This is a genomic window from Salinivirga sp., assembly GCF_055145285.1.
On the sequence record NZ_JBSRDC010000062.1, the window covers coordinates 27,463 to 41,123 of the forward strand.

A 13,661-nucleotide genomic window follows, 5' to 3' on the forward strand; every position below is an offset into this window, starting at 1 on the left:
TGTGGCAAATACACGTTATATTTTCGTTACAGGTGGTGTTACTTCATCGTTGGGAAAAGGAATAATCTCAGCCTCCCTGGCTAAATTGCTTCAGTCAAGAGGATATAAAGTAACCATCCAGAAATTAGATCCATATCTTAATGTGGATCCCGGAACCCTGAACCCTTATGAGCACGGAGAGTGTTTTGTAACTGACGATGGCGCCGAAACAGATCTTGACCTCGGCCATTATGAGCGTTTTTTAAGTGCTGCAACGTCTCAGGCCAACAATGTCACCACAGGTCGTATATACCAATCTGTAATTGATAAGGAACGCCGTGGCGACTTTCTTGGGAAAACCGTTCAGGTAATTCCACATATCACAGACGAAATAAAGCGTCGTATCAAATTATTAGGTAACCGGGATAAATATGATGTTGTAATTACAGAAATAGGAGGTACCGTAGGAGATATTGAATCCCTGCCTTATATCGAAGCAGTGCGGCAGCTAAAATGGGAGCTTGGCCGGAAGAGTATGGTTATTCATCTCACATTGGTGCCATATCTTGCGGCAAGCCGCGAACTGAAAACAAAACCAACACAACACTCGGTGAAAATGCTCCTGGAAGCTGGCGTTCAACCAGATGTAGTTGTACTGCGTTCAGAGTATACCCTGCCCGATGATGTGCGGCAAAAAGTGGCATTATTTTGTAACGTAGATATAGATGCTGTAATTGAGTCGATCGATGTAAAAACCATTTATGAAGTCCCGCTCAAGATGCAGGACGAGGGCCTTGATCGAATTGCACTGCAAAAACTGGAACTCGATCCTTTGGAAGAGCCTGAGATGAAACCCTGGAAAGAATTTTTACACCGCCTTCATAATCCCGGTAGTGAAATAAAGATAGCCCTTGTAGGTAAATATGTCGAGCTTCCCGATGCCTATAAATCCATAGCAGAATCTTTTGTGCATGCAGGAGCAGTAAATAATGTAAAAGTCAATATTTGTTGGGTGCACTCAGAAGAAATTGAAGAAAAAAACCTCAAAGAAAAGTTTAGAGACTGTGCTGGTATACTTATTGCACCGGGATTTGGCCATCGAGGCATTGATGGCAAGTTGCTCGCTGCGGGTTATGCAAGGGAAAATAACATTCCTTTCTTAGGCGTATGTTTGGGAATGCAGTGTGCAGTGATCGAATTTGCAAGGAATGTACTAAAATTTAAAGGAGCACATTCTACCGAAATGGATCGAAAAACCCAATACCCGGTTATTGCACTTATGGAAGATCAGAAAAATATACTCGATATGGGCGGAACAATGCGTTTGGGGGCCTATCCATGCCAGATAAAAGAAGGATCTCTGGCTGCAAAAGCCTATAATACAACGCATACCTGGGAGCGCCACAGACATAGATATGAATTTAATAATAAGTATCTTGAGGACTTCAAAAAAGCCGGAATGATGGCCACAGGGATCAATGAAGATACAGATTTAGTTGAAATAGTAGAAATCCCCGAACATCAATGGTATGTTGGGGTACAATTTCATCCGGAATATAAAAGTACTGTTGTAAACCCACATCCCATATTTGTAGGTTTTGTAAAAGCAGCTGTAAATCAAATAGTAAAAAATAAATCATAAAGTAAGAGATGGACAGAAATTCGATTATTGGAATATTACTGATTGGGGCGGTCTTGATTGCATGGAGCTATTTTGCCAGCCCAAGCGAAGAAGAAATTGAAGCTGCACGCAGGCAGCGCGATTCTCTGGCACAAGTGGAGCAGCAAAACCAAATGCTCGATAAAGAAAAAGACATTAAACGAGGTGTGGAGAAAAAGGCAGAACCAACAATCGCTCCGGAAAAGGATGTCATTTCATCCGAAGATACGGCAAGTGGTAAGTTGATGAAAAAGTATGGCGCGTTTGCCGTATCTGCCCAAGGTGAGAATGAATCTTACACACTTGAAAATGAAAAAATTGAAGTCAAAATTCATGCACTCGGCGGCAGACCCTATTATGTTAAATTAAAGGAATACCAAACATATGATTCGCTGCCACTCAAATTGTTTGACGGCGATTCTACAAAGTTTGGTTTTAATTGGGTGACAAATGATGCGCAGGTACCCATTCAAACTCAGCAGCTATACTTTGAAGCACTCGAACAAACAAAAACCGACAGTGGCCAGCAGTTGGTTATGAGACTAAAAGCCGGTGAAGATCGCTATGTGGACTATAAATATACTTTGCACAAAGATGACTACATGGTGGAGTTCGATGTGAACTTGCATAACCTGGGTGATGTAATTAAAAATGATTATCTGTCCTTTAACTGGGCAATTTATATGCCTAGTGTTGAGAAAGGTTATGAGTGGGAAGAACGCAATTCATCTGTCTATTACCGGTTTAAAGGCGGTGAGGTAGATTACCTCTCTGAAACCAGCGATGATGAGGAGAAACTTAATGAACAAATCGAATGGATAGCCTTTAAACAGCAATTTTTTAGCTCCATATTAATTCCTGAAAGACCCTTTACAGATTTGCTTATTAAGAGCGAAATGACGGCCAGTCAGCAGTTTGTGAAATATGTGTCATCCGAAGTCTACATGCCCTATATGGCCCAGCGTGAAAGCGACTACAGCTTTGATTTTTACTTTGGTCCAAACAAATACGAAAGACTTAAATCTTATGATAAAGAATTTGAGGAACTAATACCACTCGGTTGGGGTATTTTTGGTTGGGTCAATAAACTGATTGTTATTAACCTTTTCGAATGGTTAGGGAAATATATCTCAAACTACGGTATCATTATTCTGATTCTTACATTAATAATTAAGGCTGGTTTGTTCCCTTTAACTTACCGTTCATACCGTTCAACCGCCAAAATGCGTGTATTGAAGCCTGAAATTGAAGAAATTACTAAAAAATACCCCAAGAAAGAAGACGCCATGAAGAAGCAACAAGCCACCATGAGCCTTTACAAAAAGGCAGGTGCAAGTCCAATGGGCGGTTGTTTGCCAATGCTTCTGCAGTTACCTTTCTTGATTGCTTTATTCAGGTTCTTCCCGGCATCTATCGAATTGCGTCAGCAAAGTTTCTTATGGGCCGATGACCTTAGTTCATACGATTCTGTCTTACAATTGCCTTTTGAAATACCATGGTACGGCGATCACGTGAGTTTGTTCGTATTGTTGATGACTATAGTAAACTTTATTTACATCAACATGAATAACAAAAATAACCCACAAAGCACAGGTATGCCCGGTATGAAAACAATGATGTATATCATGCCATTTTTCATGCTGTTTTTCTTTAATAGTTATGCATCAGCATTAAGTTATTACTACTTTGTTTCGTTGTTGATTACTCTTACGCAGACCTGGATTTTCCGTCAAATGATAGATGATAAAGCTATTCGGGCACAGATAAATATAAATAAAAAGAAACCTGTCAAAAAATCTAAATTTCAGCAACGTATGGAACAGATGTCTAAACAGCAACAGCAAAAACGACGATAGCATCCTCCGGCGAATTTAAAAGTTCGCCGGTATTTTATGTACTTTTTAGGGTATAAGTTCGTTTACAATATTGATTTGGAAAAATACCATTAATGTATAGGTTTTTATTAATATTTACGTATATCACTATATCATTGGGCCTTTCTGCTCAAGTTGTTAGTAATGCAGATACCATTTTACCAGTAAAATATGAGCGTCAGGTGGGATCTGACAGTATATATGTAGTATTTGGCCCCGGCCCAACAGGTTTTAGCGATACGCTTGAAATGACTGCCCATTTTCCCTATGCTGGCACAGGAACCATACAATGGTATAAAATACGGAGAAATACCGATGGAACTGCAATTGAACGCGAGCTTGTAGTGCAAGCGGCAGACACCAACCAGTTAACTTTGAGAACTATTGAACAGGCCGGATTTCCCGGTTATCAGGTTCATTTCTCCAATGGTACATTAGATACCACCCTCACAAGGTGGGCCTATTTCGATAATTTAATAGTAGAACCATATTACCAGGAATCATGCAATGAATTGTTTATTCAAGGTATAGACGGGGGCATATCTTTCCTTTACTTCCATCCCGATACATTGGATCTTAACTATGCTGTAGCAAATGGCCTTCAGTGGGAATGGCAGGATTTTTATCTCGATGAACAAACACAGCAATGGACATTACTCGACTCGCTGCAGTTTGGAACAATAAACCCCAACCCATACTTTTCAACACCGCCCATTGAATATGAAACATACCTATTTAAGGTGACAGTTACAGACAGCTTAGGCCATACCAAAGAAGATTCTGTTGTTTACGAAGCCATTGCTGTTGATGCAGATTTTGAAGCTTCGCGAAATGTAGATGATTTCAGTCCTGATACGCTTTTATTTGAGGCCCCTGTCAAATTAGGATTTGTTAACAAATCCGTCAATGCAGAATTGCATGAATGGACCTTTTATAACGATACCAATAGAGTGAACAATGGCGCCGATGCTATACTCAGAACCTCTAATTATTATGAACCTCTTGATTCAATACTTTATAAATACCCAGGCTATTATGATGTTAAATTAAAAGCCGAAGGCCGGGTTTTTATTCAGGATAACGAGGAGAATACATGTGTCGACTCTATCCGTAAAAGACTTTATGTTACCATATATAATTCATTTATAGGGGAATTGCCTAATGTAATTACTCCAAATAATGATGGCAAGAATGATGTTTTCTATTTTAAAAATATCGAGAACTGGGATTATGAACAATTAGATGTGCCTACAAATATGACATCCACATCAATCCAGAACTTTGAAATTTTTATTTACAATCGCTACGGTCTGAGAGTTTACCATTATAATGGGTCAGAGTGGAGTGAGCAAGATGCATGGGATGGAAAATATAATGGCGATTATGTTGGTTCAGGAGTTTATTACTACGTAATTAAAGCCCGGGGTTACGATGGCAGAACATTCGAAAAGAAAGGCTTCTTTCATGTATTCAGCTCCAAAACAGGGGGCAATTAAAAAAATATTTTTTATACATATAAAAAGAGGATGCCGTCTGACATCCTCTTTTATTATTTAAAATAGTTGTGTTTATTCATTTTCTGCCTGGGCAGCTTCGTATTCTTTTAGTAGTTTTTCCTGAATGTCTCCAGGTACTGCCATATACTCTTCGAACTTCATAGTATACATAGCCTGACCAGAGGTTAGTGAACTTAACGAGGTAGAATATTTGTTCATTTCAGCCAAGGGTACTTTAGCTGTAATCTTTTCATATCCACCTTCACTGTTCATACCTTCAATCATTGCACGGCGTCCCTGTAAATCACTCATTACATCACCCATAAATTCAGATGGTACCATAACCTCTACCTTGTATATAGGTTCAAGAATTTTTGGAGCAGCTTGTTTAAATGCAGTACGGAATGCTTGCATGCCGGCAATTTTGAAAGAAATTTCGTTTGAATCAACCGGGTGCATTTTTCCATCGTACACAATTACTCTGATGTCACGTGCATATGAGCCCGTAAGCGGTCCTTCTTCCATTTTTTCCATGATACCTTTCAGAATAGCTGGAAGGAATTTGGCATCGATAGATCCACCTACAATACTGTTGACAAATACGAGTTTTCCGCCCCATGGTAATTCATGCTCATCTGTACCACGGTTTGTAACTGATATATCCTTACCGTTGACTTTATAGCTTTTCGGATCTCCCATGCCTTCTTTAAACGGTTCTATGATAATGTAAACCTCACCGAATTGTCCGGCACCTCCAGATTGTTTTTTGTGGCGATAATCTGCCTGGGCATATTTAGTTATGGTTTCGCGGTATGGTATTTTGGGCGTGATAAAATCAACCTCAAGTTTATCAATATTCTCAATTTGTTTCTTAAGTGTGTTCAGGTGGAATTCACCTTGTCCGTGTATAATTACCTGTTTCAGCTCTTTAGAATGCTCAATTACGTAGGTTGGATCTTCTCCTGCCATGCGGTTCAGAATTTCACCCATTTTCTCCTCTTCACCTTTGTTTTTAGGTTCAATGGCTGTGCGGTATTTAGGTTTTGGAAACTGAATTGATGGGAACATCCAGTCAGATCCTTTGGTATTGAGCGTATCGTTGGTTTTGGTGTCTTTAAGTTTTACAGTGGCTCCAATATCTCCCGCTACCATGGAGTCAACTTTTGTTCGGTTGTTTCCTGCTACACAGTATAGCTGTGATAAACGTTCTTTATTTTCACTACGTGTATTGATCAGGTCCATACCCTCTTCAATTTTCCCACTCATTACTTTAAAGTAGGCAACTTCGCCAAGGTGCTCCTCAACAGATGTTTTGAATATAAATATGGAAGCAGGCCCATTCGGGTCAATAGGTATTTCGTTGCCTTCCGAGTCTTTTGGAGTTGGCATTTCTGATGTTTGAGGAGCAACATTATTCATGAATTCCATCAGGCGGCGTACGCCCATATCTTTCTTGGCTGAAACACAGAAAATAGGGAAGAGGTCTTTATTAATAAGTCCCTTTTTAATTCCAGAGCGCATTTGATCTTCATTGAGTGTGCCTTCCTCAAAGAAAAGCTCCATGAGTTCTTCATCGTTTTCTGCAGCCGATTCAACCAATGTGTTGTGCAGCTCTTCTGCTTTTTCTTTTTCGCTGTCAGGTATATCCTCAATAGTGGGTTCTCCTCCCTCAGGTCCCCATTTATACATTTTCATTTTAAGGACATCAATTACAGCATTAAATTCAATGCCAGGATTAATTGGATACTGAACTTGTACAGCTTTATTTCCGAATTTGTTTTTTAGGTCCTCAACAGTTTTATCATAGTTAGCTTTTTCGTGGTCGAGCTGGTTTACTGCAAATACAATTGGTGTTTTAAACCTGTCAGTATAACGTCTCATTATTTCAGTTCCAACTTCTACACCCTGATGTCCACTAATAAGAAATAGTGCAGTGTCACTTACAGCTAAGGAAGAAACAACACCACCTATAAAATCGTCAAGCCCCGGGGTGTCTATCAGGTTTAGCTTTTTGTTTTGGTATTCAGTGTATAAAACCGTAGAAAAAATACTACGAGCTTGTTGGTGCTCAATATCGTGATAATCTGATACAGTATTTTTACTGTCGATATCACCTTTTCTCTTCACTACGCCACCCTCGAAAAGCATGGCCTCCGCGAGGGTGGTTTTCCCTGAGCCGGCACTACCGATTAGGGCAATGTTCTTGAGCTCATCTGGTTGATATACTTTCATAATATGCTTGTTTATAGGTTTGTTAGGATTGAGGAGGTCAAAATTAATAATAATTTAATAATCACCAACTTTATGGATATTGTTTTTGCGGAAAAATACCATTCATAAACCTGGAAAAAAACACATAATTTTTTGTGTTCAATGAAATAGTTCATATATTTGCAGCCCTAAAACGAAAAATAAACAGGAAATTATGATTATTATTCCGGTAAAAGAAGGGGAGAATATTGATCGCGCTTTGAAAAAGTTTAAGCGTAAATTTGAAAAAACTGGTGTAGTAAAAGAACTACGTCAGCGTCAGCAATACGATAAACCATCAGCTAAAAGGCGTGAGCAAAAAATTAAAGCTATTTACAAACAAAAAATGCAAAACGACGAACAAAACGGGTAATTTTTACGTTAAATTTTTATACATTTGACGTAAACCTTCCACCTTTATGCCAAAAGCATTTTTTGAACATTTGGTGTTTGAAAAACACCTTTCCAAACATACAATAGCTGCCTATAAAACTGATTTAATTCAGTTTGAACAGTTCTGTAAAGATCAAAAAATTAATAATCTATTGTCGGTTACCTCCAAAGATATCCGCCGGTGGATTATTTTTTTATTAACCCAAAATTTAAATTCGGTTACTGTTCATCGAAAGCTCTCAAGTCTGAAATCATATTACAACTTTATCCAGCGCGAAGGTCTTATTAAAGATAACCCCGCTGCCGAAGCTATACTGCCCAAAAAACAAAAAAAACTGCCACAGTTTATTAAAGAAAATGAAGTGGATGCTTTATTTGATGATACCTTTTTTAGCAATGATTTTGAAGGACTGAGAGACCAAAATATTTTACATCTTTTTTATCTTACTGGTATGCGGCGTCAGGAGTTAATTGATTTGAACATTCATGATGTTGATTTCAGCCGGGGCGTAATAACTGTTACAGGTAAACGTAATAAAATGCGGTCTGTTCCACTTCCTGTTTGGTTGCTTGATCAACTAAAAGAGTATATCAACTTTCGTAAAAAGCATTTTTCTGATGGACCAGATAATTTGTTTATTACGCTAAAAAATAAACAGTTATATGCAAAATTAGTATACCGAATAGTCAATTACTATGTAAGCCGCATTGCAACGCTCCAAAAAAGAAGCCCACATGTATTACGGCATACCTTTGCCACACAAATGCTTAATTCCGGCGCAGACTTGAATGCCATAAAAGAATTGCTTGGACATGCAAATCTGGCAGCCACTGAAATATATACACACAATAGTTTTCAAAAGCTGAAAAATACTTATAATCAAGCCCATCCACGGGCATAACATATTTAAAAAGGAGGTTATTATGGACGTAAAAATTCATTCAATCAAATTCGATGCAGATCAAAAATTGATTCAATTTATTGAATCTAAGATCGCAAAGCTTGAGCAATTATTTGATAATATTATAGAAATTGAAGTATTCCTTCGTCTAAGTAAAAACCAGAATACAGAAAATAAACTGGTTGAAATGAAAATTAGCATTCCCGGGAATGAATTATTTGCCAAGAAACAATGTAAATCGTTTGAAGAAGCAACAGACCAGTCTGTAGAAGCTTTAAGGCGACAAATAAAAAAGCATAAAGAAAAAGTTCGTGGAATTTAGAAAAAAGTTCATTATTTATTTGGACGCTAAAAAGTAAGGTTATACATTTGCAACCCTGAAAACAAGAAGGTAGGTTCTTTAAAAAATGCCGATGTAGCTCAGTTGGTCAGAGCAGCTGATTTGTAATCAGCAGGCCGTGGGTTCGAATCCCTCCATCGGCTCAGGTTGCAAATGTATTTTTTATCGGGGAGATACCAAAGCGGTCAACTGGGGCAGACTGTAAATCTGCTGGCGTACGCCTTCGGAGGTTCGAATCCTTCTCTCCCCACTAAAAGCGGGAGTAGCTCAGTTGATAGAGCATCAGCCTTCCAAGCTGAGGGCCGCGGGTTTGAATCCCGTCTCCCGCTCTGGTTTTCGCCGATGTAGCTCAGGGGTAGAGCGCTTCCTTGGTAAGGAAGAGGTCACGGGTTCAATTCCCGTCATTGGCTCGAATTTTTATGTTTGAGAGAATTAAACATCATTGAAAGTTAAATAACATAATTTGAGAAGTTATGGCTAAAAAAGAACAATTTGATCGGTCAAAACCGCACGTTAATATCGGTACTATTGGTCACGTAGACCATGGAAAAACTACTTTAACTGCCGCTATTACTAAAGTATTGGCAAAAAAAGGTTTCGGTGTAGAGCGCGATTTCGATTCTATCGATAATGCTCCCGAAGAAAAAGAACGTGGAATTACAATTAACTCTGCTCACGTAGAGTACTCAACTGCAAATCGACACTATGCGCACGTAGACTGTCCAGGTCACGCTGACTATGTGAAAAACATGGTAACTGGTGCTGCACAGATGGACGGTGCTATTCTTGTAGTTGCTGCAACAGATGGACCCATGCCCCAGACTCGCGAGCACATCCTGCTTGCTCGTCAGGTAAACGTCCCTAAAATCGTTGTATTCCTTAATAAAGTTGATATGGTAGAAGACGAAGAGCTTATCGAACTTGTTGAAATGGAAGTTCGAGAACTACTTGATTTCTACGAATTCGACGGCGATAATGCTCCTATAATCCAGGGCTCTGCTCTTGGTGGTTTGAACGGAGAAGAAAAATGGGAAGACAAAGTTATGGAGCTCATGGAAGCCGTTGATGAGTATATCCCACTTCCAAAGCGCGACGTTGATAAACCATTCCTGATGCCTGTTGAGGATGTATTCTCAATTACAGGACGTGGTACCGTGGCTACTGGTCGTATCGAAACTGGTGTTGTTCATACCGGTGACGATGTACAGATCATGGGTCTTGGTGCTGAAGGTAAAAAATCAGTTATTACTGGTGTGGAAATGTTCCGTAAAATTCTTGACGAAGGTCAAGCCGGTGATAATGTTGGTCTGCTACTGCGTGGTATCGACAAAAACCAAATTAAACGTGGTATGGTTATCGCTCACCCAAAAACAATTACACCTCACACGAAATTTAAAGCAGAGGTTTATGTGTTGAAAAAAGAAGAAGGTGGACGTCACACACCATTCCATAAAAATTACCGCCCGCAGTTTTACCTGCGTACACTTGACGTAACAGGTGCTGTTACCCTTCCAGAAGGAACAGAAATGGTAATGCCTGGTGATAATGTAACAATCACTGTAGAGCTTATTTATCCTGTTGCCCTTGACCAGGGATTGCGTTTCGCAATTCGTGAAGGTGGCCGTACAGTTGGAGCTGGACAGGTAACTGAAATTCTTGAGTAATAAATATATAAGTGCTTCCTTTCGGGGAAGCACTTTATACACGGGTGTAGCTCAGTTGGCAGAGCACTGGTCTCCAAAACCAGGTGTCGGGAGTTCGAGTCTCTCCTCCCGTGCAAATTTGTGAAGTATGAGAAAAATTCGTACATATTTTAAGAATGTCTATGAAGAGCTGGTTCACAAAGTGAGCTGGCCGACACTGAAGGAACTTCAAAACAGTGCAGTAGTTGTAATGGTTGCTTCCTTAATTATAGCGCTCATCATTTATTTGATGGACACTTCATTCACCAATGTGATGAAGATTATTTACAGCATGTTTTACTAAGCGATTGGCGAAAATTAGGTTCTGATGGAAAAAAAGTGGTACGTAGTCCGTGCGGTAAGTGGTAAGGAAAAAAAGGTAAAAGAGCTGTTAGAAAGTGAGATGAGCTCCACATTGAAAGATTATGTCTTTCAGGTACTCATACCCACTGAAAAAGTTTACCAAATACGCAATGGTAAAAAAATATCTAAAGAGCGGTCTTATTTTCCTGGTTACGTGCTTATCGAGGCCATATTAGTTGGCGAAGTTCCCCATATTATTAAAAATATGACTAATGTAATTGGTTTTTTGGGAACTAAAGAAGGCCAACCTGTTCCACTTCGGCCCAATGAGATGAACCGGATTTTAGGCAAAGTTGATGAAATCTCTGAAAAAGAAGAAGAAATCAATGTGCCGTATATCGTTGGTGAAACTGTGAAGGTTATTGATGGTCCTTTCAACGGTTTTTCAGGAGTTATTGAACATATCAATGAGGAGAAGAAAAAGTTGAAAGTTATTGTCAAAATTTTCGGGCGAAGAACCCCTTTAGAACTGGGATTTTTGCAAGTCGAAAAAGAGTAAAATTTTGAATTAATTTGAATTATGGCAAAAGAAGTTGCAGGAATTATTAAGTTGCAAATTAAAGGTGGGGCGGCAAATCCTTCACCACCCGTGGGCCCTGCTCTTGGTGCTAAAGGCGTAAACATTATGGAGTTCTGTAAGCAGTTTAATGCCAGGACCCAGAATAAAGCCGGGAAAGTTTTGCCTGTAATTATTACTGTTTACGGTGATAAATCGTTTGACTTTATTGTTAAACAACCACCCGTTGCAGTGATGCTAAAAGAAGCTGCAAAACTAAAAAGCGGTTCGGCAGAGCCAAACCGTCTGAAAGTAGCTTCTATAACCTGGAATCAGGTTAAGGCAATTGCAGAAGAAAAAATGTCCGACTTGAATTGTTTTACTGTTGAGTCTGCAATGAAGATGGTTGCAGGTACAGCCAGAAGCATGGGTATTACAACTAAAGGTGATGCCCCATTTTAAAACCAAACAAAGATCTTATTAGCAATGGCTAAACTGACAAAAAAACAAAAGATAGCACAGGAGAAGATCGAAGCTGGTAAATCTTACCCTATCTCAGAAGCAGCAAATTTAGTGAAGGAAATATCCAATACTAAGTTTGATTCATCTGTGGATATGGATATCCGCTTAGGTGTAGACCCAAGGAAAGCCAATCAGATGGTTCGTGGCGTTGTTACGCTGCCACATGGAACCGGAAAAGAAGTACGTGTGTTGGCCCTTTGTACACCTGATAAGGAACAAGAAGCTAAAGATGCCGGTGCGGATTATGTCGGACTGGACGAATACATTGAAAAGATCAAAGGTGGATGGACAGATTTTGATGTTGTCATCACAATGCCCCCTGTTATGGGTAAAGTTGGGCCGCTTGGTCGTGTTTTAGGACCACGCGGTTTGATGCCTAACCCTAAAAGTGGTACGGTTACCATGGATTTGGGACCGGCTATTCAGGAAATTAAACAGGGTAAAATTGACTTTAAAGTTGACAAATATGGAATTATCCATACCTCAGTTGGTAAAGTATCATTCAGTCCCGAGCAAATTGCAGAAAATGCGACAGAATTCATGAATACAATCATGAAACTTCGTCCTTCTGCAGCCAAAGGCACCTACGTAAGAAGTGTATTTATCTCATCAACTATGAGTATGGGTATACCGGTAGATGCGAAGTCATTTGATGTTTAACACAATTAAAGAATCGAAGTAATGAAGCGTGAAGATAAGCTACAAATCATCGAATCGCTAACAGAAAAACTTAATGAGTACAGTCATTTTTATTTGACTGATACCAAAGGTTTAAACGCTGAACAAACATCGAACCTTCGCCGTGTATGCTTTAAAAATGATGTATTATTGGTTATTGCCAAAAATACACTGTTACGTAAGGCCATGGAGAAGGCTGATGTAGATTATAGCGAGGTTTATGATTTACTTAAAGGCAATACCTCAGTAATGTTTACTCAAGTAGGTAATGCCCCCGGAAAACTTATGAAAGAGTTCCGGAAAAAGCATAAAAAGCCCACCCTGAAAGGTGCATTTGTGGAAGAAGCTGTTTATGTAGGAGATGAACAAATTGAAGCATTAGCAAATATCAAGTCCAAAGAAGAATTGCTTGGAGATATTGTTGCTCTGTTGCAATCACCTGCTAAAAACGTTATTTCAGCATTGCAGTCAGGAGGCTCTAAAATTCATGGTGTTCTTGAAACACTATCAAAAAAGTAAAATTAAAAGATTAATCAACAATAATTAAAATTGTAGGAAAATGGCAGATTTGAAAAAACTTGCAGATGAGTTGGTAAACTTAACTGTAAAAGAGGTAAACGAATTGGCTGATATCCTGAAAGAAGAACATGGAATTGAGCCCGCAGCAGCAGCAGCCGTTGTGGCCGGTCCAGCAGGAGACGGTGGCGAAGAAGCTGAGGAACAAACTGAATTCGATGTTATACTTAAAGCAGCCGGTGGCGCTAAACTGCAAGTTGTAAAACTTGTGAAAGAATTAACAGGCCTTGGACTTAAAGAAGCCAAAGCTGTAGTTGATGGCGCACCAAAAGCAATTAAAGAAGGAGTATCAAAAGACGAAGCTGACGGTTTAAAAGACAAATTAGAAGAAGCTGGAGCGGAAGTTGAAATTAAATAATTTACTCCTAAATAACTGAATTTATGAGGTTTAGAGTCCTGAGAGAGGACTCTAGGCCTTTTTCGTGTTATTTTTATTCAGTTTAATTTATC

The 13,661-nt window shown here is 39.2% G+C and carries 14 protein-coding genes and 5 tRNA genes; 18 read left to right on the forward strand and 1 reads right to left on the reverse strand.

Going from position 1 to position 13,661, the window contains the following annotated elements:
• The first annotated feature begins 1 nt into the window (after nucleotide 1).
• The 3 genes from ACTB0Y_RS12630 to ACTB0Y_RS12640 all read left to right on the forward strand — a co-directional run bounded on the left by ACTB0Y_RS12630 (nucleotide 2) and on the right by ACTB0Y_RS12640 (nucleotide 5,009).
• Nucleotides 2-1,621, forward strand: coding sequence for a CTP synthase (locus ACTB0Y_RS12630; protein ID WP_463207189.1), 1,620 nt, complete (start codon nucleotides 2-4; stop codon nucleotides 1,619-1,621).
• Nucleotides 1,622-1,629: 8 nt separating this feature from the next.
• Nucleotides 1,630-3,495 carry a membrane protein insertase YidC gene (gene yidC / locus ACTB0Y_RS12635; protein ID WP_463207190.1) on the forward strand — a complete coding sequence of 622 codons (1,866 nt, stop codon included), beginning with the start codon at nucleotides 1,630-1,632 and terminating at the stop codon, nucleotides 3,493-3,495.
• A gap of 92 nt (nucleotides 3,496-3,587) precedes the next feature.
• The gene (locus ACTB0Y_RS12640; RefSeq protein ID WP_463207191.1) at nucleotides 3,588-5,009 is read left to right on the forward strand and encodes a gliding motility-associated C-terminal domain-containing protein; all 1,422 of its coding nucleotides are present in this window, start codon (nucleotides 3,588-3,590) and stop codon (nucleotides 5,007-5,009) included.
• Nucleotides 5,010-5,081: 72 nt separating this feature from the next.
• Here the strand turns inward: ACTB0Y_RS12640 and ACTB0Y_RS12645 are convergent, their stop codons facing one another.
• On the reverse strand, nucleotides 5,082-7,241 hold the full coding sequence (locus ACTB0Y_RS12645; protein WP_463207192.1) for an elongation factor G: 2,160 nt from the start codon (nucleotides 7,239-7,241) through the stop codon (nucleotides 5,082-5,084).
• 193 nt (nucleotides 7,242-7,434) lie between these two features.
• Between ACTB0Y_RS12645 and rpsU the strand changes: the two genes are divergently transcribed.
• The 15 genes from rpsU to rplL all read left to right on the forward strand — a co-directional run bounded on the left by rpsU (nucleotide 7,435) and on the right by rplL (nucleotide 13,569).
• On the forward strand, nucleotides 7,435-7,632 hold the full coding sequence (gene rpsU, locus ACTB0Y_RS12650) for a 30S ribosomal protein S21 (RefSeq protein ID WP_463207193.1): 198 nt from the start codon (nucleotides 7,435-7,437) through the stop codon (nucleotides 7,630-7,632).
• 46 nt (nucleotides 7,633-7,678) lie between these two features.
• The gene (locus tag ACTB0Y_RS12655) at nucleotides 7,679-8,554 is read left to right on the forward strand and encodes a tyrosine-type recombinase/integrase (protein WP_463207194.1); all 876 of its coding nucleotides are present in this window, start codon (nucleotides 7,679-7,681) and stop codon (nucleotides 8,552-8,554) included.
• 22 nt (nucleotides 8,555-8,576) lie between these two features.
• Nucleotides 8,577-8,876, forward strand: coding sequence for a ribosome hibernation-promoting factor, HPF/YfiA family (gene hpf / locus ACTB0Y_RS12660; RefSeq protein ID WP_463207195.1), 300 nt, complete (start codon nucleotides 8,577-8,579; stop codon nucleotides 8,874-8,876).
• Nucleotides 8,877-8,963: 87 nt separating this feature from the next.
• Nucleotides 8,964-9,037, forward strand: a tRNA-Thr gene (locus tag ACTB0Y_RS12665).
• 24 nt (nucleotides 9,038-9,061) lie between these two features.
• Nucleotides 9,062-9,144, forward strand: a tRNA-Tyr gene (locus ACTB0Y_RS12670).
• 6 nt (nucleotides 9,145-9,150) lie between these two features.
• A tRNA-Gly gene (locus ACTB0Y_RS12675) sits at nucleotides 9,151-9,223 on the forward strand.
• Nucleotides 9,224-9,232: 9 nt separating this feature from the next.
• Nucleotides 9,233-9,304: transfer RNA gene (locus ACTB0Y_RS12680), tRNA-Thr, on the forward strand.
• 63 nt (nucleotides 9,305-9,367) lie between these two features.
• A complete protein-coding gene (tuf, locus tag ACTB0Y_RS12685) occupies nucleotides 9,368-10,558 on the forward strand; it encodes an elongation factor Tu (protein ID WP_463207196.1) in 1,191 nt (396 codons plus the stop codon).
• 40 nt (nucleotides 10,559-10,598) lie between these two features.
• Nucleotides 10,599-10,671 (forward strand) — tRNA-Trp (locus ACTB0Y_RS12690).
• A 14-nt stretch (nucleotides 10,672-10,685) separates the two neighbouring features.
• Entirely contained in the window at nucleotides 10,686-10,880 is a 195-nt protein-coding gene (gene secE, locus ACTB0Y_RS12695; protein ID WP_463207197.1) for a preprotein translocase subunit SecE, read from the forward strand.
• Nucleotides 10,881-10,904: 24 nt separating this feature from the next.
• Nucleotides 10,905-11,438 carry a transcription termination/antitermination protein NusG gene (gene nusG / locus ACTB0Y_RS12700; RefSeq protein WP_463207198.1) on the forward strand — a complete coding sequence of 178 codons (534 nt, stop codon included), beginning with the start codon at nucleotides 10,905-10,907 and terminating at the stop codon, nucleotides 11,436-11,438.
• Nucleotides 11,439-11,459: 21 nt separating this feature from the next.
• Entirely contained in the window at nucleotides 11,460-11,897 is a 438-nt protein-coding gene (gene rplK / locus ACTB0Y_RS12705) for a 50S ribosomal protein L11 (RefSeq protein WP_463207199.1), read from the forward strand.
• Between the two features lie 24 nt (nucleotides 11,898-11,921).
• On the forward strand, nucleotides 11,922-12,617 hold the full coding sequence (gene rplA, locus ACTB0Y_RS12710) for a 50S ribosomal protein L1 (RefSeq protein ID WP_463207200.1): 696 nt from the start codon (nucleotides 11,922-11,924) through the stop codon (nucleotides 12,615-12,617).
• A 21-nt stretch (nucleotides 12,618-12,638) separates the two neighbouring features.
• Nucleotides 12,639-13,154: a 50S ribosomal protein L10 gene (rplJ, locus tag ACTB0Y_RS12715; protein WP_463207201.1), complete on the forward strand. Its 516-nt coding sequence runs from the start codon at nucleotides 12,639-12,641 to the stop codon at nucleotides 13,152-13,154.
• A 40-nt stretch (nucleotides 13,155-13,194) separates the two neighbouring features.
• A complete protein-coding gene (rplL, locus tag ACTB0Y_RS12720; RefSeq protein WP_463207202.1) occupies nucleotides 13,195-13,569 on the forward strand; it encodes a 50S ribosomal protein L7/L12 in 375 nt (124 codons plus the stop codon).
• Nucleotides 13,570-13,661 lie beyond the last annotated feature (92 nt).